The 25,771-nt window shown below is 71.3% G+C and carries 20 protein-coding genes and 1 pseudogene; 8 read left to right on the forward strand and 13 right to left on the reverse strand.

Translation table 11 applies throughout. From position 1 onward, the window contains the following. The first annotated feature begins 86 nt into the window (after nt 1-86). Nucleotides 87-1,409 carry a glycosyltransferase gene (locus ABT354_RS28315; protein WP_351498855.1) on the forward strand — a complete coding sequence of 441 codons (1,323 nt, stop codon included), beginning with the start codon at nt 87-89 and terminating at the stop codon, nt 1,407-1,409. On the opposite strand, the gene rfbD is transcribed toward ABT354_RS28315, so the two are convergent. From rfbD to rfbA, 4 genes are read right to left on the reverse strand one after another with little or no spacing between them, the layout of a single operon-like run. Continuing rightward, a complete protein-coding gene (gene rfbD, locus ABT354_RS28320; RefSeq protein ID WP_351498856.1) occupies nt 1,390-2,325 on the reverse strand; it encodes a dTDP-4-dehydrorhamnose reductase in 936 nt (311 codons plus the stop codon). The two genes, ABT354_RS28315 and rfbD, sit on opposite strands and share 20 nt — an antisense overlap. Beyond that, the gene (gene rfbB / locus ABT354_RS28325; protein WP_351498858.1) at nt 2,322-3,296 is read right to left on the reverse strand and encodes a dTDP-glucose 4,6-dehydratase; all 975 of its coding nucleotides are present in this window, start codon (nt 3,294-3,296) and stop codon (nt 2,322-2,324) included. Before rfbB ends, rfbD begins: the two co-directional genes overlap by 4 nt. Then, entirely contained in the window at nt 3,281-3,904 is a 624-nt protein-coding gene (locus ABT354_RS28330; protein ID WP_351498860.1) for a dTDP-4-dehydrorhamnose 3,5-epimerase family protein, read from the reverse strand. Before ABT354_RS28330 ends, rfbB begins: the two co-directional genes overlap by 16 nt. Before the next feature lie 44 nt (nt 3,905-3,948). Continuing rightward, the gene (gene rfbA / locus ABT354_RS28335; RefSeq protein ID WP_351498862.1) at nt 3,949-4,878 is read right to left on the reverse strand and encodes a glucose-1-phosphate thymidylyltransferase RfbA; all 930 of its coding nucleotides are present in this window, start codon (nt 4,876-4,878) and stop codon (nt 3,949-3,951) included. A 369-nt stretch (nt 4,879-5,247) separates the two neighbouring features. Between rfbA and ABT354_RS28340 the strand changes: the two genes are divergently transcribed. Further along, nucleotides 5,248-6,480, forward strand: a complete 1,233-nt coding sequence (locus tag ABT354_RS28340) for a collagen-like domain-containing protein (protein ID WP_351498864.1) — start codon at nt 5,248-5,250, stop codon at nt 6,478-6,480. 157 nt (nt 6,481-6,637) lie between these two features. On the opposite strand, the gene ABT354_RS28345 is transcribed toward ABT354_RS28340, so the two are convergent. After that, a complete protein-coding gene (locus tag ABT354_RS28345; protein WP_351498866.1) occupies nt 6,638-8,881 on the reverse strand; it encodes an MMPL family transporter in 2,244 nt (747 codons plus the stop codon). Nucleotides 8,882-9,199: 318 nt separating this feature from the next. Between ABT354_RS28345 and ABT354_RS28350 the strand changes: the two genes are divergently transcribed. Continuing rightward, on the forward strand, nt 9,200-10,003 hold the full coding sequence (locus ABT354_RS28350; RefSeq protein WP_351498868.1) for a TetR/AcrR family transcriptional regulator: 804 nt from the start codon (nt 9,200-9,202) through the stop codon (nt 10,001-10,003). Between the two features lie 80 nt (nt 10,004-10,083). After that, nucleotides 10,084-10,359 (forward strand): hypothetical protein, encoded by a 276-nt coding sequence (locus ABT354_RS28355; protein WP_351498870.1) that lies wholly within the window; start codon nt 10,084-10,086, stop codon nt 10,357-10,359. 292 nt (nt 10,360-10,651) lie between these two features. Here ABT354_RS28355 and ABT354_RS28360 read toward each other — a convergent pair. Then, nucleotides 10,652-10,873 (reverse strand): annotated as a pseudogene (locus ABT354_RS28360) (helix-turn-helix domain-containing protein); the annotation flags it as partial. Nucleotides 10,874-11,348: 475 nt separating this feature from the next. Here ABT354_RS28360 and ABT354_RS28365 point away from each other — a divergent pair. After that, nucleotides 11,349-12,533: a chymotrypsin family serine protease gene (locus tag ABT354_RS28365; protein WP_351498872.1), complete on the forward strand. Its 1,185-nt coding sequence runs from the start codon at nt 11,349-11,351 to the stop codon at nt 12,531-12,533. Nucleotides 12,534-12,648: 115 nt separating this feature from the next. Here the strand turns inward: ABT354_RS28365 and ABT354_RS28370 are convergent, their stop codons facing one another. From ABT354_RS28370 to ABT354_RS28385, 4 genes are all read right to left on the reverse strand, one after another. Continuing rightward, complete coding sequence (locus ABT354_RS28370; protein ID WP_351498874.1) at nt 12,649-16,434, reverse strand: CHAT domain-containing protein; 3,786 nt, start codon at nt 16,432-16,434, stop codon at nt 12,649-12,651. Nucleotides 16,435-16,603: 169 nt separating this feature from the next. Further along, on the reverse strand, nt 16,604-17,893 hold the full coding sequence (locus tag ABT354_RS28375) for an erythromycin esterase family protein (protein ID WP_351498876.1): 1,290 nt from the start codon (nt 17,891-17,893) through the stop codon (nt 16,604-16,606). A gap of 173 nt (nt 17,894-18,066) precedes the next feature. Beyond that, the gene (locus tag ABT354_RS28380) at nt 18,067-18,867 is read right to left on the reverse strand and encodes an SAM-dependent methyltransferase (RefSeq protein WP_351498878.1); all 801 of its coding nucleotides are present in this window, start codon (nt 18,865-18,867) and stop codon (nt 18,067-18,069) included. A 220-nt stretch (nt 18,868-19,087) separates the two neighbouring features. After that, nucleotides 19,088-19,897, reverse strand: a complete 810-nt coding sequence (locus ABT354_RS28385) for an alpha/beta fold hydrolase (protein ID WP_351498880.1) — start codon at nt 19,895-19,897, stop codon at nt 19,088-19,090. A gap of 36 nt (nt 19,898-19,933) precedes the next feature. Between ABT354_RS28385 and ABT354_RS28390 the strand changes: the two genes are divergently transcribed. From ABT354_RS28390 to ABT354_RS28400, 3 genes are all read left to right on the forward strand, one after another. Further along, on the forward strand, nt 19,934-20,554 hold the full coding sequence (locus ABT354_RS28390) for a TetR/AcrR family transcriptional regulator (RefSeq protein ID WP_351498882.1): 621 nt from the start codon (nt 19,934-19,936) through the stop codon (nt 20,552-20,554). A gap of 131 nt (nt 20,555-20,685) precedes the next feature. Further along, entirely contained in the window at nt 20,686-22,191 is a 1,506-nt protein-coding gene (locus tag ABT354_RS28395; RefSeq protein ID WP_351498884.1) for an alpha/beta hydrolase, read from the forward strand. Nucleotides 22,192-22,305: 114 nt separating this feature from the next. Beyond that, nucleotides 22,306-23,748, forward strand: coding sequence for an FG-GAP-like repeat-containing protein (locus tag ABT354_RS28400; RefSeq protein WP_351498886.1), 1,443 nt, complete (start codon nt 22,306-22,308; stop codon nt 23,746-23,748). Nucleotides 23,749-23,836: 88 nt separating this feature from the next. Here the strand turns inward: ABT354_RS28400 and ABT354_RS28405 are convergent, their stop codons facing one another. The 3 genes from ABT354_RS28405 to ABT354_RS28415 all read right to left on the reverse strand — a co-directional run bounded on the left by ABT354_RS28405 (nt 23,837) and on the right by ABT354_RS28415 (nt 25,643). After that, complete coding sequence (locus tag ABT354_RS28405; RefSeq protein ID WP_351498888.1) at nt 23,837-24,379, reverse strand: DapH/DapD/GlmU-related protein; 543 nt, start codon at nt 24,377-24,379, stop codon at nt 23,837-23,839. A 57-nt stretch (nt 24,380-24,436) separates the two neighbouring features. Further along, the gene (locus tag ABT354_RS28410; RefSeq protein WP_351498890.1) at nt 24,437-24,817 is read right to left on the reverse strand and encodes a VOC family protein; all 381 of its coding nucleotides are present in this window, start codon (nt 24,815-24,817) and stop codon (nt 24,437-24,439) included. Between the two features lie 190 nt (nt 24,818-25,007). Then, entirely contained in the window at nt 25,008-25,643 is a 636-nt protein-coding gene (locus tag ABT354_RS28415; RefSeq protein WP_351498892.1) for a class I SAM-dependent methyltransferase, read from the reverse strand. Nucleotides 25,644-25,771 lie beyond the last annotated feature (128 nt).

The raw sequence follows: 25,771 nt of genomic DNA on the forward strand, positions 1-25,771 counted from the left end.
ATGCGAAGAATGTGGATGTGGGTCGGAGCGACACCCAGCAGACGCGTCCTGGCCCCGGCCCCGAAGCCCAGGAGGTACAGCCGCAGATGCCATCGACCGTGACACCCAGGTTCTCCGTCTTCACCCCCAGCCACCGGCCGCGGTTCCTGGACGAGTGTCTGGCGACGCTCCAGGAGCAGTCCTGCCGGGACTGGGAGTGGATCGTCCTCCTCAACAACGGCGCCCGGTGGCGGCCCGAGCGGCCCGATGAGCGGGTCCGGGTGGAGATCGCCGACGAGATCCGGGGGGTCGGCGCGACCAAGCGCAGGGCCTGCGAACTCGCGCGCGGCGAGATCCTGGTGGAGCTCGACCACGACGACCTGCTGGCCCGCGACTGTCTGGCCGAGCTGGGGAAGGCGTTCGACGAGAACCCGGACGCCGTCTTCGTCTACAGCAACACCGCCCAGATCACCGAGGACGGCGGACGGGACGACTCCCGGTTCAACGAGACACACGGCTGGCAGTACGAGGAGGTGCTCGTCGACGGCCGGCAGCTGCTGGCCGCCAGGACCATGGCGCCGACGCCGCACAACGTCTCGTACATCTGGTACGCGCCCAACCATGTGCGCGCTTTCCGCAGGGACGCCTATACGAAGGTCGGCGGTTACGACGCCACCCGCTCGGTCCTGGACGACCAGGATCTGATGTGCCGGCTCTTCCAGGTGGGCGACTTCCACCACATCGAGCGCTGCCTCTACCTCCAGCGCATGCACGCGGGGAACACCCAGCGCGACGCGGAGGTCAACGCGCATATCCAGCGGGAGACGGTCGCCCTCTACGACAAGTACGTCGAGGCCAACACCCTGGCCTGGAGCCGGCGCCATGGGCTGCTCGCGCTGGATCTCGGCGCGGCCCACCGGAAGCCTCCGGGGTATCTGGGTGTGGACCAGTACCCGGGGGAGGGTGTGGACATCGTGGCCACCCTGCCCGACCGGCTGGATCTGCCGGACAACTCGGTGGGCCTGATCCGCGCGGTGGACTTCCTGGAGCATGTGCCCGCGAAGGTGCCGCTGATCAACGAGCTGTACCGGCTGCTGGCACCCGGCGGAATGCTGCTGACCATGACGCCCAGCTCGGACGGGCGCGGGGCCCACCAGGACCCCACGCATGTCGCGTTCTACAACGAGAACTCCTTCTGGTACTACACGGATGACCAGTACCGGGCGTTCGTCCCCGAGATCGAGGCGCGGTTCCAGAGTTCCCGTCTGGTGACGTACTTCCCGACGGACTGGCACTCCTCGAACAACATCTCCTATGTGGTGGCGAACCTCATCGCCATGAAGGAGGGCACGACACGCTGCGGCGGACCGCTGCTGGTACGGGAGAGTGCCCCGGTTCCCGCCGCGGCCCTCACTCAGCCATCAGGGTGAGGGCCGCGGCACGAGCGGCGGCGGCCGGTTCCGCGAACCGGGGGGTCTCCAGGGCCGCCGCCAGCTGGTCCCGCCAGCCCGGCTGGCGGGAGACCCCGGCCCGCGCCCATGCGGCGTGCCCCAGCACCCCGTACACCGGCCGGACAGCGGGTCTCGGGAACGCGGCCGAGCCGACGGGGCAGAGGCGCCCGGGGTCGAGTCCGCTCAGCCGGTACACCTCCCGGGCCAGCCCGTACCAGGTCGTGTGCCCCGCCGCCGTGCCGTGGTAGACGCCTGCCGGGGCCCGTCCGGCCAGCGCCGCCCGGCCCAGCACCGCCACCTGCCGGGCGAGCGCCGCCGACCAGGTCGGCTGACCGTACTGGTCCGCGACCACGTCCACGGTCGCTTTTTTGCGGGCGAGTTCGAGCATCGTGGCCACGAAGTTGCGCCCATGTGTGCCGTAGAGCCAGGCGGTGCGGATGGTGTAGCCGGTGCGCGGGAGCAGTTCGGCCACCATCCGCTCCCCCAGCAGTTTGCCCCGGCCGTACGCGTTGAGCGGCCCGGTCGGCGCGTCCTCGGCAGCGGGCCGGCCGGCGTCGCCGGGGAGGACGTAGTCGGTGGAGATGTGGAGCAGGACCGCCCCCGTCCCGGCGCAGGCATGGGCGAGATGGCGTACGCCCGTGCCGTTGACGGCGGTCGCCGCGGCCTCGTCCGCCTCGGCCCCGTCCACATCCGTCCAGGCGGCGCAGTTGACGACCACCTGGTGTGCGGCGACGGCGGCGCGTACGGCCCGGGGGTCGGTGATGTCCAGCTCGCCGCGGGTCCGTCCGGTCACCTCGATGCCCGGAGCGGCGGTGAGTTCCGCCAGGACGTCCCGGCCGAGTATCCCGCCCGCGCCGGTCACCAGCCACGCGGTGCTCGCGGCCGTCCCCTTCATGCGCGCTCCGACCCGGTCAGCAGCGGCTCCCACCAGCGGCGGTTGTCCCGGTACCAGTCGACCGTGGCCGCCAGGCCCGCCGCGAACGGGACCTCAGGGGCGTAGCCGAGCTGTTCGCGGATCTTGCTGTCGTCCAGTGAGTAGCGCAGGTCGTGGCCCTTGCGGTCGGCGACGTGGGTGACTCGGTCCCAGTCGGCGCCGACGGCGTCGAGGAGCAGTCCGGTGAGCTTGTGGTTGCTGACCTCGGTCCCGCCGCCGATGTGGTAGATCTCCCCGGGCCTGCCGCCGCGCAGGGCCAGCTCGATGCCCCGGCAGTGGTCGGAGACATGCAGCCAGTCGCGGACATGGCGACCGTCGCCGTAGAGGGGCACGGTCCCCCCGTCGATCAGCCGGGTGATGAAGAGCGGGATGACCTTCTCGGGGAACTGGTGGGGGCCGTAGTTGTTGGTGCACCGGGTGATCACGACGTCCAGGCCGTGGGTACGGTGGTAGGCGAGGGCGAGGAGATCGGCCGCGCCCTTGGTCGCGGAGTACGGTGAGCTGGGTGCGAGCGGTGACTCCTCGGTCCATGAGCCCGCGCTGATCGACCCGTACACCTCGTCCGTCGACACCTGCACGAACCGGCCCACGCGATGGCGCAGCGCCGCGTCCAGCAGGACCTGGGTGCCGGCGACATTGGTACGGACGAAGGGCCCGGCTCCTTCGATGGACCGGTCCACATGCGACTCGGCCGCGAAGTGCACGACGGCGTCCTGACCCGCCATCACCTGGTCGACGACATCGGGATCGCCTACATCGCCGCGAAGGAAGCGGTATCCGGGCCGGTGGGCGACGGAGGCGAGGTTCTCCTCGATCCCCGAGTAGGTGAGTGCGTCGAGGACCGTGATCCGCGCCGCCGGATCGGATCGCAGCCGGCCGCGGACGAACTCCGAGCCGATGAAGCCGGCCCCGCCGGTCACCAGGAGACGCATGCTTCTCCCTGTTCTCCGGACCGCGGCCGCCGCCGGTGGGCCAGGCACTCCTCGTGGATGGGCAACAGGCCCCGCCGCCCGGCTTCGGCCAGGGTGGGTGCCGAGGCGTCCTTGGCGGAGAGTTCCCTGGCGGGATCGTCGGGCCAGGGGATGGCCAGCGCCGGATCGAGCGGGTGGATCCCGAACTCCCGCTCCGGCGCATACCCCTCGGAGCAGAGGTAGACCACGGTGGAGCCTTCCTCCAGTGCCATGAAGGCATGGCCGAGGCCCTCCGACAGATACACCGCCCGGTGCTCCCGGTCGTCGAGGCGGACCGCCTCCCATCTGCCGAAGGTCGGGGAGCCGGTGCGGATGTCCACCACCACGTCGAGCACCGCCCCGCTGACACATGTCACATACTTGGCCTGCCCCGGCGGGACGGCGGCGTAGTGGATTCCCCTCAGGGTGCCGCGCCCGGAGCTGGAGCAGTTCGCCTGCTCCGTGCGGAGCGGGTGGCCGGTCAGCTCATGGAGCCGGTCGGCCCGGAACCACTCATGGAAGCGCCCTCTCCGGTCCGTGAACACCTGGGGGGTCTCCACCCAGGCGCCTTCGATACCCAGCGGTCTCACCTGTCACCTTCCTTCTGGTTCCTGCCGTCTCCACCGGCGCTCCCTCAGACGGCCGCCGCGGTCTGCGCCTGTGGTCCGCCGCCCCGCGGGGATACCACGGCGCACTGGCCGTCCTGGTCCAGCAGGTCCACCAGGTACTGCCCGTATCCACTCGTGAGGAGCGGACGGGCCAGGGCGCGGAGCTGGTCGTCGTCGATCAGCCCGACCCGCCAGGCCGCCTCCTCCACACAGCCGATCTTGAGGCCCTGGCGCTCCTCGACGACCCGGACGAACTCCGATGCCTGGACCATGGAGGCGAAGGTTCCCGTGTCCAGCCAGGCGGTGCCCCGGTCGAGACGGGTGACGCGGAGTTCGCCGGCCTCCAGATAGACCCGGTTGAGGTCGCTGATCTCCAACTCGCCGCGTGCGCTGGGCCGCAGCCCACGGGCGATCTCCACGACGCGGTTGTCGTAGAAGTACAGTCCGGGCACGGCGTACCGGGACCTCGGGCGGGCGGGCTTCTCCTCGATGGACAACGCCCTGCCGTGGTCGTCGAATTCGACCACGCCGTAGGCCGAGGGATTCGCGACCTGGTACGCGAAGACCTGGCCTCCGCGCATCCGGTCCTCGTGTGCCAGCAGGGCGCTCAGCCCCGAGCCATGGAAGATGTTGTCACCGAGGATCAGTGCGACGGACGCGTCCCCGATGAAATCGGAACCCAGCAGAAATGCCTGGGCGATTCCTTCGGGACGCTCCTGCGTCGCGTACTCGATGCGCAGACCGAGCTGACCGCCGTCGCCGAGCAGTGAGCGGAACTGCTCCTGATGTTCCGGGGTCGTGATGACGAGCACCTCGCTCACCCCTGCCAGCACCAGCGTGGAGAGCGGGTAATAGACCATCGGCTTGTCGAAAACCGGCAGAAGCTGTTTGGAGACGGACCGGGTCAGCGGCCAGAGCCGTGAGCCGGTGCCCCCGGCCAGCAGAATTCCACGCATGGGTAGTCAGGGGCGCGGTGCCCGTGCGGGGTCGCTTCCCCACCCCCCTTTCATTCCGCAGAAGAAGTGTTACGGACCCCATATTCCGGCACGAACAAAGTTTGCGGGCGCATGATCCTCCGCGAAAACAGTCGCTTCACCGATTTGCGTCTCCATTCGGGTGATGTTGACCTTCCGCCGAGCGAGTCCCGTACGCGCCTGGCCTCGGCATCTACCGAAAGCAACCCGGTTCACCAGCCCATATGAACGTCGCACAAACGCTCCGACAGGTCAACGATTGGCCTCCACGGCAGCTGTGCGGATTCCTCCGGCTGCCGCTCATCCGGCAGCTGCGACTGTCTCCTCCATTTCTACGCGAAAGGAATTCTGGTGAGAAGTAGAACCATCGTCCGCAACCGGGTGAGAGCCATCACCATGGTTTCGGTGGGTACCCTGGCCGCCGTGCTCAACGTGGCGCCCAGCGCGGCGGCCGTCGCCGACGCCGTCGAGCGCTCGGGCACCCGGCACAGCCTGGGCCTGCCGGGACCGAACGGCGCCATGGCGGCAAGCGGGCAGAACCACGACGCCGATCGGCAGGGCGAGCGCGCCGCCCAGGGGGGCGACGGCGGGCACAAGGGCAAGGACAAGGGGAAGGGCCCGCAGGGTCCCCAGGGGCCGCAAGGTGCCACCGGCGCTACCGGACCCAAGGGCCCCCAGGGGGCCACCGGCGCCACCGGGCCCCAGGGTCCGCAGGGCACCCATGGCACGAACGGTACCAACGGCACGAATGGCGCACAGGGTGCACAGGGTGCCACCGGCCCCCAGGGACCGCAGGGAACCCACGGCACACAGGGATCTCAGGGCGCGCAGGGGGCCAACGGAACGAACGGCACCAACGGCACACAGGGGCCGCAGGGCACCCAGGGCGCCAATGGAACGAACGGAACGAACGGCACCAACGGTGTGAACGGCGCGCAGGGCGCCACCGGCTCCCAAGGGTCCCAGGGATCCCAGGGGTCCCAGGGCGCCAATGGAACGAACGGCACGCAGGGGTCACAGGGCGCACAGGGGGCCGATGGCGCGGACGGCACCCAGGGCACCCAAGGAACCCAGGGCACGCAAGGCGCCAACGGCACACAGGGACCGCAGGGCACCCAGGGAACCCAGGGCGCCAATGGAACGAACGGCACGCAGGGGCCGCAGGGGTCACAGGGCACGCAGGGAGCCGATGGCGCGGACGGCACCCAGGGCACCCAAGGAACCCAGGGCGCCAACGGCACCCAGGGACCGCAGGGAACCCAGGGAACCCAAGGCGCACAGGGTACGCAGGGACCGCAGGGCCCGGCGGATCTGAACACCTATGTCATCAGAGGGCCCCAGGCCGTCCCGGTCCTCATCGGCGTGGGCGTGACGTCCACGGCCAACTGCCTGGCCGGCGACGTGGCCACCGGCGGCGGCTATGACACCTTCGGGCTGCTCAGCGCGATCAACGTCATTGAGAACGCACCCATCCCCAAGGCCGCGGGCACTCAGGCCGGGCCGGCCACCGGATGGCAGACCCAGGCCTCCGTCACCCTGCTCGGCGGCGGGTTCCAGGCCTACGTGGTCTGCGTGGACCAGTAGTCCGGGCCGGTACGCGTCGGCCCGGGGTACCGGCTCGTCGCCGGTGGGCGGACGCGTACGGGCCTGCCGACCGGTGCGGTGGAGCCGCCACGACGGCTGCTCCACCGCACCGGTCGTCATGGGCGGGACCAGCCGTCGTGGGCGGGTGTCCGTCCGGTCAGACCCTGGTCGGGTCCTTCGCGTACGGCGACCCGGTCACGGGCTCCGGCTGGGTCGCGGCGCGGGCGGCGGGGCCGTCCTCGCTGAGGCCGTACCGCTGGTGGAACCCGCGCAGGAAGCGGGGCGCGTACCAGGCCGAGCGGCCGAGCAGCCGCATCGCGGCGGGGACCAGGACACCGCGTACGGCGACGGCGTCGATGAGCACGGCCAGCCCGCTGCCCAGCCCGAACAGCTGGAGGAAGCTGAGTTCGGCCGTCCCGAAGGCGAAGAAGGACACGGCGAGCAGGCAGGCCGCCGCGGTGACGATACGTCCCGTGCGCCCGAGGCCGTTGGCCACGGCGGACTCGTTGTCCTCGCCCAGATCGTGCAGTTCCTTGATCCTGCTGGTGACGAACACCTCGTAGTCCATCGAGAGGCCGAAGGCGACGCAGAACATCAGCACGGTCATGGAGACATCCATCGGCTGCGCGGTGAAACCGAGCAGGGACGAGAGGTTCCCGTCCTGGAAGATCCAGGTCATGACGCCGAGGGTGGCCCCCAGGCTGATCAGGTTGAGCAGCAGTGCGCGCAGCGGCTGCACAACACTTCCGGTGAAGAGGAAGAGCAGCAGGAAGGTGGTCAGGGCGACCAGGCCCACCGCGAGGGGGAGCCGATCGCCGATGGAGTCCTTGGAGTCGACCAGTACGGCGTCGACGCCACCCACCAGCGGGCGTGCTCCGTCGGGCGGCGTGACCGCCCGTACCCGCTCGACGAGTCGCTGGGCCCGGTCCGACTTGGCGGGCAGGGCGCTCACCACGTTGATCCGCTGCGCGTCGGGGCGGCCGAGGGCGGCATGGGCGGGGCCGGTCGCCGTGGACCGTCCGTCGGTGTAGGTTCCGGCGCTGGTCTCGACGCGGGCGACCCCCGTGAGCCCGGAGAGGGCGACCGCGTAGGACGCCAGGGGTGCCTTGCCCACGGGCCGGTCGATGACGACGTGGAGGGCGGCTTCGTCGGTGCCGTCGAACCTCTCCTCCAGCACCGAGGCGACCTGGCGGCTCTGGGCGTCCTCGGGCAGGACGCGCTCGTCCGGGGTGCCGAAGGTGATGCCCAGCAGCGGGCTCGCCGCGAGGAGGAGCACCGCGAGTACGGGCAGCGCGGTGAGGGCGGGCCGCCGCATGACGGTGCGGGCCAGCTTCCCCCAGAAGGTGCCCCGGGCGTCGGAGCGCCCCGGGTTCACCCAGGGCAGGCGGCCGCTGTTGACCCGGTGACCCAGGACGACGAAGAGGGCCGGCATCACGAACAGGGTGCCGACGGCGGCGATGACGACGACACCGGTCCCGGCGTAGCCGAACGAGCGCAGGAAGTACTGCGGGAACACCAGGAGCGCCCCGAGCGCGGCGGCCACGGTCGCGGCGGAGAAGGCGACCGTACGGCCCGCGGTGTGCACCGTCCGCCGGACGGCGTCCTCCACGGTCTCCCCGGCCGCGAGCTGCTCGCGGAACCGGCTGACCATCAGCAGGGCGTAGTCGATGCCCAGACCGAGGCCCAGTGCGGTGGTCAGGTTGATCGCGAAGATGGAGACATCGGTGACACCACCGAGCAGGGAGAGCTGGGCGAAGGTGCCGATGACGGCGATGAGCCCGATCGCCAGCGGGAGCAGGGCGGCGACCACGCTGCCGAAGACGAGCAGCAGGAGGACGAGGGTCAGGGGCACGGCGATGGCCTCGGCCAGGATGAGGTCGTCGCCCACCTGGCCGCCCATCTCGTCGCCCACCGCGGCGCCGCCGCCCGCCCGGACCGTCAGGGTGTCCTCGTACGTCCCGGTGTAGGTGTCGATGATGATCCTGGCGTTCTCGCTCTGCTCCGTCTCGTCGCCCTTCACATGGGCGAGCACCAGGGCCTCGCGGCCGTTCTCCGAGCGGAGGCCGGGCCGGCCCTCGTCCCAGTACGAGACCACGTTCTCCAGGCTCCGCTCCTTCCTGAGGTCGGCCACCAGGGCCCGGCCGGTGCGCTCGGTGGCCGGGGTGTCGACACCGCCTTCGGAGGGACGGACCAGCAGGACGAGGTTGGTCTCCCCGCCGAACTTCTCACCGATGACCTTCCCCGCCCGGGTGGACTGCGAGGTGGGGTCGTCATAGCCACCTTCCAGGAGTTTGCCGAACGCGCCGGCGCCCGCGACGCCCATGAGGGCCACCACCACGACGGCCATGACCAGTACCAGCCGGGGCCGGCGAATCACCAGCTCGGCTATGCGTTCAAACATGCATGATCTCCCTTTTCGCGCACTGTTGGTGAGAGCCCGGCGGACGAGTGCGGGCGGGTGGAGCCGCGCGGAGGCGAGTCACGCGGGGTCGGGCAGCCGGAGGCATGGGTGGCCGGTCCATGGTGGCCAGGGCTTGGGTGGCCGGGGCATGGGCGGCTCCGCGGGAACCCTCCACCGTGTCGGAAGCGGCCCGCTGTCACTTCTCTCGTCGCCGCTGTCGACGCTAGTGGGGTACCAGAAAATTTAGCAGTGTTAGATTTTTTTGATGGGTGTCACCTTTCGGGTGACCAGGAGGAGTTGCCGTCGTAAGGTCGTCGCATGCCTGCGGAAGAACATGCGACGGCCCGGCTCTCCCTGCGCGAGCGGCGGCGGGCGGCCGCCACTCAGGAGATCCTGGACGCCGCCGAGCGCCATATCGTCGAGAACGGTCCGACGGCCCTGTCCCTGCGTTCGGTCGCCCGGGAGCTGGGGATGACCGTCCAGGCCCTGTACCACTACTTTCCGAGCTGGTCCGGCCTGGTCACCGCGCTCATCACCAAGGCGTACGACGACCTGGCCGACGCCATCCAGGTCGCCGTCGACACGGCGCCGGAGGATCCGGGCCTGCCGCGTGCGGTGGTCGCGGCCGAGGAGTACCGCCGATGGGCCGTCACCCATCCCGAGCGATTCCAGCTCCTCTTCGGAACACCGCTGCGGCAGTACGCGGCTCCCGCCGACGGACCGACCACCCAGGCGATGATCCGGATCAGCGAGATCTTCCGGCGCGAGATGTTCGACGGGTTCACCCGTGCCCAGCTGGAGGCGGCCGACGCCCCGGCGCTCTCCCCCTCGCTGCGGGCGCATCTGGAACGACTGCAGTCACCTGGTCTGGGAGCCGCGCCGGCTCCGGCGACCACTCTTCTCCTGAGCGCGTGGGGGCATCTGCACGGTCTCGTCGTCCTGGAGGTGTTCGGGCACACCTCCTTCCTCGGTGAGCACCAGGCCGAGATCTTCCGCAGAGGGGTGCGGAATCTGGTGGAGGACGTCCACCGCCGGATTCCCCGCGATGGACCGGGTGCGACGGCTACGGAGCCCTTGGCCGAGCCGGGCTTCGAGGGCGACCCCGCCGTACCCACCGCCTGACCGGGGCCGGCGGAGCGCGATGTCGGTGCCGTGTGGTGGGATGGGTGTATCCACTGCCGTGACCTGCTGGGAGTCCCACCATGCCCGTATACCCGTCTGTGACCCATGCTCTGGCGGGGGCCCTGGTCGACGTCCTGTGGTTCATCGAGGGCAGTGACGAGGAGCAGATGGACCAGGACGACGCCGTGAAGGTCATGGAGAACGTCGCACACGTGGTCAGCGAGCTGTCGGGCGAGCAGCGCGGCGAGCTGACCGGCCTGCTCGCCGCGATGGCCGAGGCCGAGTCCGACCCCGCGCGCCGGGAGTTCCTCGAAGGGTTCCCGGAAGGCTTCGGCCTGCTCGACGAAGCGGTCTGAGCCGTCCGCCCCGGGGTGGCGGGGCACGACCGGTGCCGGCTCCTGCCCTCCCGGAGGTGGTCCGGGGCTCCCGGGATCGTGTGGGTGACGCCGACGGGTGCGCTCAGCAGGTCTTGCGGTACGGCAGGTCAGGGAGGTGGGCCCGCCATTCCGCGCGCGACAGGCCCGAGCCTGCGCGCTCGCACACGGTGGCGGCCAGCCGCAGGGGGTCGAGATCGTATGTCTCCAGGCCGGCGTACAGGCCCACCGTGTACAGGGTGTGGCCGTCCGCGCCGAAGGCGAGCGAGAGAGCCGGGTCGCCGCCGCACGCCTGGACATAGGCCAGGGCGACGTCCAGCGAGGGCAGCTGCTCGCCGGCCGCCGCCCGGGAGAGCGTGGCCGCCGAGTACGGGGCGTCGCGCGCCATCGCCCGGTAGGTGGGGCCGCCCGCCTCCGTCCGGAGCTTCCGCAGATCGTAGGCGAACCGCTGCACCGGCCCGGCCGCAGGATCGACAGGCACCTCACGACGCCCCACCTCAACCACTCCTCCCGTCGACCGGCCTCCCGGCGAGGCTAGGAACCCGGCGAGCGGGGTCACAAGCCGGATTCAGGCCGCTGGCCCGGCACGGACCGTACAGCCCTGGCCAAGGCTTTGATTCACCTGGTCAGCAGGGGCTGTGTATCAATCCCGGAAGCCGAAGACTCGGTGACGAGCGGCAGAGCGGGGGCGCTGCCCGGGACCTGCGGAACGGGGGTCCGCAGGAGCGACCAACCGGCCGGAGCCCCCGCCTGCCGCGACAGCACCGTTGGGTCCTGTGTCGCCACGGAGTACGGACGCGTTCCCACCCCGTCCCGGTGCCGGAACTCGTGTGGACCCGGCGCTTGTCGGTGCTCGCTCGTGGCTGTTTAGCGATCGTTGATCGCATGATCATTTCAGCCCACTACCTTCCTGTCTCGTCGCGGTGGCACCGAGCCGCCGCAGTACGACACAAGCGTGGGAAGGCCTACACATGCGACGCGGAACTGCCCTGCTCGCCACCGGTGCCGCTCTGGCGGCCACGGTCCTGGCCACGGTGGGTGGCACCAGTGCCAGCGCACAGCAGAACGGCAAGGACGTGGTGGACATCGCGCGGACGCTCCCGGCGCCGGAGCTGCGGAAGATGGCCGAGCAGCGGCCCCTGGTCGCCGCCGCGAGCGCGATCAGGAAGGAGATCGAGCGCGGTGGTCACTCCGGCTACACCGGCATCGGTCTGGAGGAGGGCCGGGTCGCCCTCTGGTGGAAGGGACGCGTACCCGCGAAGATCGAACGGGTGGTCGACAAGGCGCGGGGTACCGCACCCGTACGGATCGCCCCGGCACGGTACTCGCTCGCCGAGCTGAGGAAGGCGTCCGAGCGGCTCCAGGGCGAGCTGCGCCGGGACCCCTCCCTGGGACACAGTGTGAAGATCCCCACCGACGGCAGCGGTCTGGTGCTCGCCACCGGCTCCGGGAGCGGCGCGAAGGCCACGGCCCCGGCGACCGCGCGGCGCGGCGCGGTGGCGGCGGCCGGGGTGCCGGTGCGCACGGTCCGGGAGCAGCCGCTGGTGGAGCGTTCCCGGGACAACGACTCGTTCCCCTGGTCGGGCGGCGCGCTGCTGAAGAACAACGGCGTCCCCAACTGCACCTCCGGTTTCGGGGTGCGCAATGCCTCGGGTGCCCAGTTCATCCTCACCGCGGAGCACTGCGGCAAGGCCGGTGACCGCTACACCAACGGCAACGACCAGTACATCGGGACGCCGGGCCCGGCGCACGACCCGCACGACATCATGCTGATCCCCACCTCCCAGGTGGACAACTTCATGTACACAGGGGGGCGGAACGACGAGCGCGGGGTCCGGGTCGACGGGTGGGACTGGGTCTTCCCCGGTGAGTATCTGTGTCAGTCGGGTGCCACCAGCGCGGGTGTGACGGGCGGACCCGTCTGCAACCTCAAGGTGCTGTTCTTCTACAACGACTCCGAGGACCTGGTGGAGGCCGAGCAGATGAACGGTCAGATCGCCGCGCGCGGCGGTGACAGCGGTGGTCCGGTCTACTCGGCGTCGGCGAGTGGCGGTGCGATGGCCAAGGGGACGGTGACCCGCTCGGCCGGGGCCCGTCTCGGTTTCCAGGACTTCGGGACCGCGACCCGCGACTTCGGGGTGTGGATCAAGAACTGACGGAACGGTACGCGGGCGCGCCGCCGACGCCCTTCAGCCGCCCCCGGCCACCGGCCGGGGGCCTCGTTCTTCCCGGCGGCGTCCGGCCCGTCGCCCGGTGCCGGGGGGCGGTGCGTCACCCGGTGCCGGGCGGGGTTCGGTGCGGCGCGGGGTTGCCCTGGTGGGTGAAGGCCGCCCACAGGTGGATCTCGTGCAGGCCGGTGCGGGTGGCCTCACGCTCCAGCAGGTCGGTCAGGCCGGGTGGGGGCCGCCGGTCCGGGTCGAGCATCCACATCTGTGCCGCGCGCAGCGCGTCGGCGGGAGCGAGCTCCTGGCTGGTGAGGAAGTGGTGGAAGACGGTCATCATCAGTGCGGTCGCGCTGTCCCTGACGGCCCAGCGGGAGCCGACCACATCGGCCGCGCCCCGGGTGACCAGGGCGGTGGAGAGGGTCAGTGCCTCGTCGTGGTCGCCCATGCTCAGATCGGTCTCGCAGGCACTGAGGACGACGAGCGGGCCGTCCGTGCCGGGGTTCACGGCCGTGTGGTCCAGGATCCGGGCGACGGTCAGCTCGCCGTCGGCCAGTGACAGGGCCGACCGGGTGGGACTGGGGCCGGCCACGCCGTGGCAGGAGATATGGACGACCGCGGCCGGCCGGCTGCCGCCCGGCAGTACGGCCAGCAGGTCCTCGCAGTTGCCCGGCTTGTCCGGTACGCCTTCGGCCGTCAGGAACCCGCCGTAGCGCCGGGCGTCCGGATAGCAGGCGGAACGCAGCGCCTCCGTCTCGATCTCGGCCCACATCAGATCGAGCCGCGGGTCGGTGACCAGCACCTGGGGCCCGGTGGCGGGCAGCCTGCCGCGGGTGGCGGCCCGCAGGAACTGCGCCCCGGACGGGGCGTAGCTGAACACCGCGTCCTGGCAGGCGTACCGGTATCCGCCCAGCGGGATGTGGTCGCGCGCCGCGTGCCAGGGGACGACACCGAGGGGGCCGCAGGGGATCAGTACGATCCTCGGCAGCCGGCCGAGGGGTTCCAGGGTGTCGAGGACCGGCCCCATGGCGGCGGGCCAGGCCCAGTCGCACAGCTCGCCCAGTGCCGCTTGCCATTCCGTCTCGGCGGCCTCCCGTGACGCGTGGGACGCTTCCGGGTCCGCCGCCCTACGGGAACGTTCGCCGGCCGCGGTGAGGTACCGCTCCAGTTGGTGACCGCCGGGGGAGAGCAGGAGCGGCAGGGTGAGCAGGGTGGGTTCGGCGCCGCCGGGGCGCAGGATCAGCGCGTGTCCGGGGATATGGGGGCGGAAGCCCTCACCGGGGACGAGATAGACCAGCAGGTCGGCGCCCGAGGCGGCCAGGGCGGTGGTCAGCGCGGCCAGGTCCGGAGTGCCGAGCAGCTCCCGCGCTCCGGTGCCGCTGCCCGCTCCGAGTGCGGCGAGTGCCGTGCGCCGCAGGCTGCTCGGCAGCTCGGTGCCGGGGATCGGGGCCGCCGCCGTCACGGCTGCTTCCGTCGGCGCCGACCGGAGTGGATCGTCCCCGCCCGGATGTCCCTCGCCGGTCTCTCCCCCGGCCTGATATCCCTGGCCCGCTTCTCCGCCGGCCTCATCCGCCGCGCGCGGGCCCTGCTGGAGTGGGTGCCGCGGTGTCTGCGCCCTCCATCGCTCGGCCAGGTCGGGGTGGCCCTTGTCCGCCAGCAGCCGGGCCACCCGGTGGGTGGCGGCGGCCGTCCGGAGTACGAGGGCCCGCCCCAGCTCCAGCGCCTCCACGGCGTCGGCGGGGTGGTTTCTCTCCGCGCACCGCAGGGCCAGCCACAGTGCGTGGCCGGTGGCGTCCCGGGCCACGGACAGGGCGTGCTCGGCGCCGAGTTGCAGAAGGACGTCGGCGGCCATCAGCTCCAGTGCCTCGCGACGGGTGTCCAGGCTCGACCTCCCGTCGTCGGCCCCGCTCGCTCCCTCGATCACCGCGCTCACCCAGAAGGCCGCGGACAGCTCCGTCAGAGCCTGCACCAGCAAAGGCCGGGCATGGCCTTCATGCGCCAGGGCACGCACCCGGCTCAGCTCGGCGATGCACGGATCGAGCAGGCTGAGGTCGCTGCGGTCGGTGATCGCGCAGCGCAGGACCCGGCCGAGGCGAAGCCGGAGCTGGGCTTCGTCCCAGCGGGATGCCCGCGCATGGTCGATCACCCGGTGAACCTCCGCGATGGCGCGGTCGATGACCTCCCGGCGGGGGTCGACGATGGCCAGCTCGACCATCAGGGACGCCCGGACCGCGGGGAAGTTCGCTGCCAGGGACTGGGGGATCGTGGCGGGATCGATCGCCACCGCCTCCCTCAGATACCGGACCGCGGCGCGGCGGTCGGTCTCGTCCCCGGTGTGCTCGGCACGCTCCCGATGGGCCGTTCCCAGCATGCCAGTGATCATGAAGGTGGTGGCCGCATCGGACCGGGGGGAGGTGTACCGGTCACCGGCTGTCCGGATCAGCTCGTCCGCAGCGCGGGCCAGCGCGGCCCGGTCCCGGCTGCGGTGGGCCGCCTGGTACCGGGCGTGGAGACCGAGCAGCAGCGGGATGTCGTCGAGCTCACCTTCACCGGCGGGCAGCATCCTGACCATCGCCAGGCCGGTGGCGCCGTCCTGGAGGCTCCCTCCCAGAAGAGGGGCGGTGGTGACGCGATGGGCGAGAAGCCGGGACAGATACCGCCGGGTGGGCGCGGCCGCCCCGTTCGGCGGAAGGGCGTCGATCCATTGCCGGAGCCATGCCGCGCTCCGCTCCACGCGGGTGATGTCGCCGCTCCCCACCCACAGGTTGTCGATCGAGGTGGCGAGGACCGTTTCCAGGCTCAGCGGGTGCCGCCAGAGGGATCGCGCCGCAGGGTCCGGATCCGGCCGGGCCGAGGCCGCGTCCACGGTGCCGAAGTCCAGCGATCCGGGCATCCGGAGGTTTCCCGCCACCAGCAGGGCCGCGTGGAACTTGGCGAAGCGGATCCGCTCGGGCGAATCCACCGGCAGGGTGAGCAGCGTCTCCCTGGCCGCACGGGCGGTGCCGTGGAGGCGTTCGGCGAGTGCCCGTTGGTCCTGCCCGCCTGATCTGAGCGCGGCGAACAGCTCGCGCAGCGGCGCGACCTCGGGCCGGTCCAGAGGGAGATCCATCAGTTCCCGGCCGGCGTCCGCCAGGGGGACCGGGGGGTCGTTCACGGTGACGCACAGCCATTCCAGCAGGCGCGCGAAGCCCACCGCGTCCCGGCGCGCCCGGTCCGCCATCTCCTGGATCGCGCCGGTCGGTGCCTCCGCTCCGGGCTCCCCCGGGGGCGGAGCGCCGTCCGGTACGGGGGTCTCCTCGCCTTCGCCCGGCGTGGCGGGCGCCACCTCCCCGGGCGGGCCGGGGAGTTCGGAGAGCATCGTGGCGACGCGCTCCATTTCGCCCAGCGTCCCCTGCCGCGCCGTCGCGCCCCCGGCGACGACGCGGGCGAGCACGTTCAGGGCATCGGTCAGCTGTCCCCGCAGGATTTCGATCACTGCCGGGGGGCAGGAGCCGTCACGTACCTCCGGGGGAATGTCCGGCGGGATGAGCAGATCGGCCAGGCCGTTCCGGGCCATGACGGCGAGCGGGTCGTCCAGCGGCCCGGCGCGGTCGGCCCACTGGAGGTGGTTCAGGGCCGCAGCGCACTCCCGTGGATCGAAAGTGGAACGGCTCTTGAGCCGTACCACCATCAGCAGGCCGAGCCAGCACACCACGGCCGCCCGGGACGGGTCCTCCGCCGGTAACAGCCGCTCGACGGTGGCCAGATGTTCGGTGACCAACCGCGACTCGGCCGACTCGGGATCCCGCCTCGCGCGGGGCCACACTTCCTGCGCCTGGCGTACCGCGACAGCGGCCCAGGCCCGGATCCCCTCGTCGGCTCCCCCGTCGTGAACCCGCCGCTTCCCCTCGGTCATACGTCCCAGCCATGCGTCTCAGCCATATGTCCCCCTCGACCAAGGACCCGGCCCACTCCCCCGCCGACGCTCCGTGGTCGGAAGGGTGCCGAAAGTCATCGAGTAGAGGTTACCGCCGGGCCGTGGTGCGGGCCGGGCGTTGAGCCATCGACCGTCCGGCTCCCCTCTCCTACCCTGCTGGAGGCGGCTCCTCCACCCGGCGGAGGAGCCGCGCCGGAGTCACCCGCCGCAGATGGACGAGTACGTCGAACCACTCGGCCGGCGAACCGCCCGTCATATGGTGATCGGTGTCGCGTCGGGGGTCATGGCGTGGTCCGATGAGCCGGGACCGGGTGGTCCGGGCGAGCCAATCGGCGACCTGTCGCGGGGGGTCCGTACGGAGGTGCAGCAGGTAGTCGCCCACGGCCTCGTCGTCCAGCACCGCCTCCAGCAAGGGCGGTACGGGGCCGGGCACCCGGTGGGCCGGGGCGTCGGTGTAGGTGGCCAGTTCCCCCGTACCGAAGGTGAGACCGATCGACAGGTACCGGGCACCGAGGTCTTCGCGCAGATAGCTCCCCGCGTTCCGGGACGGACTGACCGGGTCCGGCGGAAAGCTGACGGCTCTGCCGCGCGCGTTGGCGGTGTGGGAGCTGGAGGACCAGAAGAGCACCCGGTGGCCGGTGTGCCGGTGCCACCACAGGACGTTCTCGGCGAACGACCTCTCGTAGCAGGCCATGTTGTGCGGGTCCAGCGGATCGTCGTCGTGGTCGTGGAGCTCGTAGTACTGGACGATCAGCCGTGCGTGGTGGAGCGCCCACGCATGGCCGTCGTGGCCGGGTGCTCCCGCCACCAGGTCGTGGGCCGCCTGTGCGCGGTCGCGCCAGGGCCTCCTGTCCGGCAGGGCGCGGAATCGGCGGGTGTGCGCGGACACCTCGCCCTCCGGGCGGAGACCGGCGTAACAGCGCTCCACTTCGTCCAGCAGCCCGGGTGCGGCCCGGCGCAGATAGTCGGCCACCGTGTCGTACGCCGACGGCCCCGTCTCATGGGGACCGACCCCGACGAGGCGGACCGGATCGCCCGGGTGGGTCTCGTTGAAGGCACGCGTCCACCGGACGAGGGCGAGGATCTCCTCGGTGCGGCAGAACGGCTCGGCGGACTCCAGCAGGGCCACGGGGTCCCCGGCGCCGGTGCGGACATGGGCATCGAGCCGGGCGACGAGGGTCCAGTCCTGGTCGAGGGCGACGGCGCGGAAGCCTGCCTCCCTGATCAGCAGTTGGGCGATACGCGCCTGGAGAGCGAAGGGCTCCTGCGCGCCGCGCGTCCCGGCGCCGTACCCCACCACGGCCGTCCGCTCAGGAACCATGCCGAGCAGGGGCCGGAGGTCGTCCAGGGGTTCGGACGCGTCCGTGGTGGTCAGCGGGTGTGCCGTGGCCCTGATCCAGTTCTGGACCGCCGTGTGCTCTTCCGGTGAGATCGTCATGGAGCCAGCCTCGGACCTCAAGTCCGATCGAGGTCAAGTCTCCCGATCAAGCGTCCGGGTCAAGCCTCCGGATCAAACGTTCGGGTCGACGGAGCCTGTCAGGGAACTCCGCCGCGGCGCATGACCCCGCACCGGGCCCGAGCGGACCCGGGGCCGGTGCGGGGTCATACCGGTCACGGAATCCGGGCGACGCCGCCCCAGCCGGCCCGCTCGGTGAGGCGTCCGGTGGTCGCGTCGGGCCGCCAGTTGGGCCAGGACACATAGCCGGGCTCGACCAGTTCCAGACCGTCGAAGAAGGCCTTTGTCTGCTCCGGCTCGCGGAAGATGTAGGGGATCGCCCCGGAGTTGTTGTACTCCTCCTGGACGGCGCGGTGGGTCTCATCGGCGGCGGTCGAGTGGCTGAGGGCCAGATAGCTGCCGGAGGGCAGCCGTTCGACGAGGCGGCGCACCAGGCCCAGGGCGTCGTCCCAGTCCACGATGTGGCCGAGGACATCGCTGATCACCAGGCCCACCGGCAGGCTCAGGTCCAGGGTCCTGGCCGCACCCGCCAGGACGGCCTCGGTGTCGCGCATATCGGCGAGCACATAGTCCATGGCACCCTGGCTGGTGCTGATCCCCATGGCTTCGACATGCAGAAGGACCAAGGGGTCGTGGTCGACATAGACGACCCGGCACTCCGGCGCGATCCGCTGGGCGACCTCGTGCGTGTTGTTGACCGTCGGAAGTCCGGCGCCCACATCGAGGAACTGGCGTACCCCCTCGCGCGCCAGATGACTCACGCTCCGGACCAGGAAGCCCCGGGACTCCTGGGCGAACGGCTCGATGTCCGGGTACCGCTCGCGATAGGCGTCGCCGGCCGCCTGGTCCGCGGGGAAGTGGTCCTTCCCGCCGAGCCAGTAGTTCCAGACCCTCGCACTGTGCGGGACCGAGGTATCGATCTTCCCCGGTGGGGTGACAGGGGTGGGCTGACTCATGGAAATCCTCTCGTGAGCCGCTGGGACGGGCAGGCACACGGGACTACGCCCCGGTCCGACCGGACCGCGTCCCGCTCATGGATCCCCTGCCGCCCAACAAGATCGGGAAAGCGCGCGTCGCCCCTACCCTGTCGGTCACCATCCCCTGTCCGCAACCCCCTTGGGGACGGGTGCCGAGGCCCGGGCCGGAACCGGCACCGGCACCGGCACCGGCACCCGGTCAAGCGCGGCCCGCGGTCGTGGCGAGGGTGTCGAGCAGGCGAGCCAGTTCCGCCGGGGCCTCCCGGTGGGCCAGATGGCCCTGGCCGGGGAGCGGGTGCACCTCGGCATGGGGGACATGCTGGACGACGTCGTCGAACGAGGTTCCGTACGGGGGCGTTCCGCGATTGCGCTCGCCGACGATCAGATCGACACGGTCCGCGCGCCGTGCGATCCGATCCGGTGGCGGCGCCGCGTTCAAGGCGGCCAGCTCCGCGTGGGCCGGTGCGCTCAGACGGCACAGGGCGGCCCACCCCCGACGGTCGGCCCGCAGGGCCTCGACCTGATCCGTGTCGAGGCCGGAGATCCGCCGGAGCACCGTCACGACCGTGGCGTCGAGGTCCGCCGCCGCCTCGGCGGCCTTCAGCTCCGGCAGGGCGTGAACGCCGAACGGCGTCATCACCGGCTCATAGGCGATCACTTGGCGCAGGGCGCGGACGTCGGCGGCGAGCAGGGCGATCAGGCCACCGTAACTCCAGCCGAAGAGCGTCTCCGTGCCCGCCAGCGCATCGAGGACCGCACCGAGGTCGTCGACCTCGGTCCGCAGCGAGTACGCGCCGGTCAACGGCCCCGAAGGGGCACGGCCACGGCGGTTGACGACCGTGACGGACGGCCAGGCGTGGACGGCGGTCGCGACATCGCGCCACGCGTGCGCGTCGCTCAGCCCGCCCGGGACGACGACGAGGCCGGGGGCATCCGGCTCCCCGTACACATCGAACGTGACCCAGCTTCCTCCGCCGACCGACAGCCTTTTCTGAATCGTTCGCTCCATAAATTTATTATGGAGCAATCGCTCTACAATGCAATCATGCCCCAGCGAACCCGTGGACGACCTCCCGCCTTCGACCGTGACCTCGCGATACTCGAAGCCGCCCGCCTCTTCTGGCGGTTCGGCTACTCCGGTACGTCGACCCGCGCTCTCACCGCGGCCCTCGGGCTCTCCACCTCCAGCCTCTACGCCGCCTTCGGCAGCAAGGCCGGGCTGTTCGAGGAGGCGGTGCGCACCTATGCCGAGCGCTACCGGGAGATCTACCGGCGGTCCGTCGCCGAGGAGGACCTCGGGACCGTCATCGGACACATCCTCACCGGCTCGGTCCATGAGTTCACCCGGCCGGGTGACACACATCCGGGCTGTCTGCTCAGCAGCGCCGCGATGACCGACAGCACGAGCACGCTCGACACCAGCGCCTACTTCGCCGAACTGCACGGCTGGAACGAGCGGGCCCTCCTCGGGCGCGTCGAGCGAGCGGTCCGGGACGGGGAACTGTCCCCCGGCACCGAGGCGGCGGCCCTGACCGGCCTGGTGCAGTCCGTGGTGCACGGGCTGTCCGTACGGGCCCGCCTCGGCACATCCCGTGACTCCCTGCTGACGACGGCACGGCTCACCCACGATCTGATCCGCGGGCAGCTCATGTCAGCGACGGCGTGACCGGCCATTGCGCGGGGGAACAACCAGCGTGCCAGGGGTCGGAGTTACGTACCCATCATCTGCCCATCGAGCCGCCATCACACGGGGCCGACAGAGTGACGCCCATGAACACAAGGAACCCGATCACGCGTGTGAGCAGGACGCCGAGCGGGACACCGGGCCCCGACCCGAGGACAAGCGGTCGCACCCTCGCCGTCCTCCTCGCCCTCTCCGCCTCGGCCGCGCTGGCCGCGCCCACCGCCGTCGCCACTCCCGGCGCCGGAGCCGGTGCGGCTCAGAAGGCGATGTCCGGTGCCGCCACCGCGCCCCCGGCGATCCGCTGGGGAGCCTGCCCGCCCAGTGACCCCTTCCCCGCGCCGGGACCACAGACCCAGTGCGGGACGATCAAGGTCCCGGTGGACTGGTCGAAGCCGCAGGGCCCGCAGACGAGTGTCTTCGTGGCCCGCTACCGGGCCGCCGACCCCGCGAAGCGGATCGGGGTCCTGATGACCAACCCGGGCGGGCCGGGGAACCCCGGGGCCGACAGTGCGATCTACGCCGACATGGAGTTCTCCCCCGCCCTGCTGGAGCGGTTCGACGTGGTCGCCTTCGACCCGCGCGGCATCGGCCGCAGCGAGGGCATCCGCTGCGACGAGTCCATCGCCGGGAAGATCCCGGACCGCCCCCGTAACGCCGCGGAGTTCGAACGTCTGCGCACCCTGAACGGCAAGCTCGCGGAGAGCTGTCTGCGGCGGATGGGCCCGCTCGCCGGCCATATGGACACGGAGAGCGTCGCCCGGGACATGGACGCGATCCGTGCCTCCCTCGGCGAGCGGAAGATCAGCTTCATGGGGACCTCCTACGGCACCTCCATCGGTGAGCGGTACGCGCGTCTCTTCCCGGACCGGCTCCGGGCGCTGGCGCTCGACAGCGCCGTGGACCCCGAGCGTATGGACGCGGAGCGGTTCCTCACCGATGGCAGCGTCGCCGTCGACGACATCTTCAAGCGGCTCCTGGCCGACTGCGAGAAGGACACTTCCTGTGTCCTGAAGGGCCGGGAGCTGATCTCCGTCACGGAGGAACTGTTCGCCCGTGCCGACGCCGGCACCCTCCGCGAGCCGGGTCCGACCGGACCCGGTCAGCGGAAGATCGATACCGACCAGCTCGTGCACATCCTCTACTTCGCCCTCCGCCAGTACGTGCCGGAAAAGGCGACGGAGCAACTCGCCGCGCTGCACAGCGGCAAGGGCGAGGTCTACCTGCACGACTTCGGTTCCGACCGCGCCTGGCAGCTGGTCCTCTGCCGGGACAACGACCTCCGGATCCGCGACTGGGCCCACTACCGGGCCATCAGGGAGCGGGTCGCGAAGGCCGCCCCCCATGTCCGCTACAGCTCCCAGGCCCTGGACATGGTGCTCGGCTGCCAGGGCTGGACGCCGCCCAAGCCCCGGTCCGAGCGGGCGAAGGGCGCGCTGCCGCCGGTGCTCGTGGTCAACGCCCTCCATGACGCGGCGACCCCGCTGGCGGGCGCACGGCGCATGGCGGCCTCCTTCCCGAAGGCGTCCCTGCTCACCGTGGACACCGTGGGCCACGGGATGTACGGCATGGAGAAGCCGAGGCAGGCGATCGACGCCTATCTGAGCGGCCGGAAGGACTGAGCCGGGGCGGCCCGCCGGCAATGATCGCGTGATGGGCAACCGTCGGGCCGGTCCGTCAAGTCGTAGGGCTCGGGATGAGCACCGCTCCCCCTTGTTCTCTCTCCAGGAGCACCTATGACTTCGCGTCGCACCACCGCGGGCCTCGGGACGACGGCGGCCATCGCCGTCCTCACCTCGCTGCTCGCCCCCGCCGCCTCCGTCGCGGCGGCGCCCGCGCCGAAGAAGCCCGTCGCCAAGGCGGACGACTTCAACGGTGACGGCTACGGCGACACCGCCGTGGGCGCCACCATGGCCACCGTGAACGGCCAGCAGGCCGCGGGCTTCGTCTCCGTGCTGTACGGCTCCGCCGCCGGTCCCCGGAAGGGGCGTAAGCAACTCCTCCACCAGGACATCCCCGGCATACCGGGAGCGGCCGGGTCGCCGAACTTCTACGGATCGGCGCTCGCCACCGGCGATCTCGACCGGGACGGCTACACCGACCTGATCGTCGGCGCCCCGGGCGAGACCGTCGGCTCCCTGACCACCGCCGGGACCCTCTCCGTCGTCTGGGGCGGCAAGGGCGGCCTGAAGGGCGGGACGGTCCTCGCCAGGGGCACGGCCGCGAACATGTCCCTCGGCAACTGGCTCACGGCCGGGGACTTCGACGGGGACGGCGACCAGGACATCGCCGCCAGCGAGAACGCGCAGCAGCTGCGCATCCTCTCCGGCCCCTTCGACCGCAAGGGGAAGGCCCGCGGCTCGCGTGCCGTCTCCTCGGGGCAGGGGACCTTCATCCACGGGGTGACCTCCGGTGATCTGAACGGTGACCGCAAGGCGGACATCGTGACGGTCGGCAGCGGAACCCCCGGCGCCCTGGCCCAGGTGTGGAAGGGCACCGCCCAGGGCCCGGCGTCCCCGGCGCCCGTCCGCAACCCCTCGGGGAACTCCCTGACCCCCTGGTCCCTCGACGCCGGTGACATCAACAAGGACGGGTACGAGGACCTGGTCATCGGTCACCCCAACGGCGGCCTGATCATCCATCTGCCCGGCTCCGCCAAGGGGTTGGCGACCGACAGGATCCGGTTCATCAACCAGGAGACCCCCGGGGTGCCCGGAAGCACTCCCCCGCGCGACAACTGGGAGGACTGGGACGACTTCGGGCACACCGTCTCCATCGGCGACATCGACGGGGACGGCTACGGGGACATCGCGGTGGGTGCCCCCGGGGAGAAGGTCGGCATCTTCAAGCGGGCCGGTGCGGTGATCACCCTGCGCGGCACCGGGTCCGGTCCGACCGGGAAGGGAGCGCGCCTCCTCCACCAGGACACCGACGGCGTCCCCGGGACGGTCGAGTACAACGACGGGCTGGGGATCGCCGTCCGGCTGCTGGACACCAACGGCGACCGCCGTGCGGAGCTGATCAGCGGAGGAGCCCGCGAGAACAGCACCGCGGGAGGCTTCTGGGTGTTCCCGGGCAGCCGCACGGGCAGCACCGGGAAGGGCACCGCCGCCTATGGTCCGCAGCACTTCGGAGCCGAGCGCGGGAAGACCGGGCTGGGTGTCGTGATCGCCCGCTGACCCACGGACGGCCCCGCGTCCCGGCCGGCCGAGCCGCCCGGGATGCGGGGCGGTCCGCGTAAGCCCGCGATCGTGCGGAACGCCCCTGTCACCACTGACGGTGGACGGTTGCCTTGCCGCCGGTCACCAGGCTCGCCGGTGGAACGTCCTCGGCCACGACCGCGCCGGCGGCGACCACGGCGTCCCGGCCGATGCTGACGCCGGGAAGGATCGTGGCACCGGCGCCGATCCACACATTCTCCGCCACATCGATGGGCGCGCCGCTGAGCCACCCACGCCGCTCCTCGGGGTCGACCGGGTGACCGACGGTGATGAAGGTGGCCTTGGGCCCGACCATCACCCGCTCGCCGAGCCGGATACCGGCGTAATCCAGGAATGTGCAGTTCTGGTTGATGAACACGCGCTCCGCGAGGTCCAGACGAAGGCCGTGGTCCGTGTAGAAGGGCGGATAGATGGTGACCCCTGCCGGCAGCGGCCTGCCGAGGATCTGTTCAAACAGCTCCGCCTTGCCCGCTTCGTCCTCGAAGGGCAGGACGTTCAGCCGCGAGGTGAGTCCGGTGACCCGCAGCACCCGCTCGGCCATGGCCCGGAACTCGGCGCTCTGGATGCGCAGAAGACGGTCGCTGGACATGGCGCGATCCTTTCTGGTGCACCGCGGTGACCGGACAGGTCTCGCCGGCGGAGGCCGTCAGAGTGGGTTGAGGCGTGCCTTCAGCAGGCAGAACTCATTGCCTTCGGGGTCGGCGAGGACATGCCATGACGCCTCCGCCGACTGACCGATGTCGACGCGTTCGGCCCCGGCGGCCAGGAGGCGTTCCAGCTCGGCGTCCTGGTCGCGGTCGGTGGGGTTGACGTCGATGTGCAGCCGGGCATGCCCGTTCTTCGGCCCGTCGTCGCGGATGAGGAAGATCGTCGGCTGCGCGCCGCCGAATCCTTCGCGCGGGCCGATCTCGACGCAGCCCTCCGCTTCGCGATCGAGCACCACAAAGTCCAGGACCTCGCACCAGAATCGCGCCAGTGCCTCGGGGTCGCGGCACTTGAGCACAAGTTCACTGATACGGCATGCCATGGACAAAACCCTCTCTCGGCGTGGGAACTGCCGGGGTGATCGCTCCATGCGTCCCATGGGCTCCCCGCAGTGAGAACACGGTCGCGACAGTACCGGGCGGGGTGAGCGGGCGCGAAACGATTTCGGGCCCCGCCCGGCCTCGGACCCCGCCCGGCCCGGCCCGCCCGACACTGGGTCCTCGGGGTGCTCCTTACCAGGCGGTGGCGGTACGGCGGATGGTCAGGATGTGGTCGATGACCTCGGCGGTGCGTCCGCCGGGCCCGGTCGCGGTGCGGCGGGACGCCTCGGCCCGCTCGACCGTCCACGACCGCGGGTCCAGGCCGATGTCCTCGGCGACCTCCTGCGGGCCGGGGTACCGGACGCCGGGATCCTGGTTCCACGACCACGGGGCGGTCGACCCGTGGTCCACGATCAGCAGGAGCCCACCGGGGCGCAGCGCGTGCGCGGCGGAGCGCAGGACGGCCGACCGGTCCAGGTCGAGGGGGGTGTGCAGATAGTGGGAGCTGACCAGGTCGAACGTGCCGGGTGGGAAGGCCTCGCGCAGGTCGTGCCGCTCGGCGGCGATCCCTTCGCCCAGACCGTGTGAGCGGGCGAGACGGGCGAGCCGCTCCACGGCCACACCCGAGACGTCGACCGCGGTGACGCGCCACCCCTGGCGGGCGAGCCACAGGGTGTCACCGCCCTCTCCGCATCCGAGGTCCAGGGCCTCGCCGGGCGGCAGGCCGGTGACCGTCTCCGTGAGGCGGGCGTTCGGCCGTGGATCGGCGGCCTCCGGGCGGTCCGCGTAGAACCCGTCCCAGAACATGACCGCGTCGGTGGTGTTCATCGACTCTCCTTCTGCCGGGGGCGGCCAGTCTCGCCGTGTGTGTGACGAACCGGCACGCGTTCTTGCCGTTCCGGCAAGACGACCCGGTGGACCAGGGGCTGACGTGTCGCCGGGCGACGGGTCCGCGG

The sequence above is a fragment of the Streptomyces sp. NPDC000594 genome (assembly GCF_040299965.1).
Taxonomy (GTDB): domain Bacteria; phylum Actinomycetota; class Actinomycetes; order Streptomycetales; family Streptomycetaceae; genus Streptomyces.

Bases quoted from the DNA above. Each gene is read 5' to 3' on its own strand.
- rfbA (WP_351498862.1), bottom strand. From the start codon at position 4,878: ATGCGTGGAATTCTGCTGGCCGGGGGCACCGGCTCACGGCTCTGGCCG.
- ABT354_RS28350 (WP_351498868.1), top strand. From the start codon at position 9,200: ATGCCTGCGGAAGAACATGCGACGGCCCGGCTCTCCCTGCGCGAGCGG.
- ABT354_RS28380 (WP_351498878.1), bottom strand. From the start codon at position 18,867: ATGAGTCAGCCCACCCCTGTCACCCCACCGGGGAAGATCGATACCTCG.
- ABT354_RS28415 (WP_351498892.1), bottom strand. From the start codon at position 25,643: ATGAACACCACCGACGCGGTCATGTTCTGGGACGGGTTCTACGCGGAC.
- ABT354_RS28410 (WP_351498890.1), bottom strand. From the start codon at position 24,817: ATGGCATGCCGTATCAGTGAACTTGTGCTCAAGTGCCGCGACCCCGAG.
- ABT354_RS28375 (WP_351498876.1), bottom strand. From the start codon at position 17,893: ATGACGATCTCACCGGAAGAGCACACGGCGGTCCAGAACTGGATCAGG.
- ABT354_RS28390 (WP_351498882.1), top strand. From the start codon at position 19,934: ATGCCCCAGCGAACCCGTGGACGACCTCCCGCCTTCGACCGTGACCTC.
- ABT354_RS28370 (WP_351498874.1), bottom strand. From the start codon at position 16,434: ATGACCGAGGGGAAGCGGCGGGTTCACGACGGGGGAGCCGACGAGGGG.
- ABT354_RS28315 (WP_351498855.1), top strand. From the start codon at position 87: ATGCCATCGACCGTGACACCCAGGTTCTCCGTCTTCACCCCCAGCCAC.
- rfbD (WP_351498856.1), bottom strand. From the start codon at position 2,325: ATGAAGGGGACGGCCGCGAGCACCGCGTGGCTGGTGACCGGCGCGGGC.
- ABT354_RS28355 (WP_351498870.1), top strand. From the start codon at position 10,084: ATGCCCGTATACCCGTCTGTGACCCATGCTCTGGCGGGGGCCCTGGTC.
- rfbB (WP_351498858.1), bottom strand. From the start codon at position 3,296: ATGCGTCTCCTGGTGACCGGCGGGGCCGGCTTCATCGGCTCGGAGTTC.
- ABT354_RS28345 (WP_351498866.1), bottom strand. From the start codon at position 8,881: ATGTTTGAACGCATAGCCGAGCTGGTGATTCGCCGGCCCCGGCTGGTA.
- ABT354_RS28405 (WP_351498888.1), bottom strand. From the start codon at position 24,379: ATGTCCAGCGACCGTCTTCTGCGCATCCAGAGCGCCGAGTTCCGGGCC.
- ABT354_RS28385 (WP_351498880.1), bottom strand. From the start codon at position 19,897: ATGGAGCGAACGATTCAGAAAAGGCTGTCGGTCGGCGGAGGAAGCTGG.
- ABT354_RS28400 (WP_351498886.1), top strand. From the start codon at position 22,306: ATGACTTCGCGTCGCACCACCGCGGGCCTCGGGACGACGGCGGCCATC.
- ABT354_RS28365 (WP_351498872.1), top strand. From the start codon at position 11,349: ATGCGACGCGGAACTGCCCTGCTCGCCACCGGTGCCGCTCTGGCGGCC.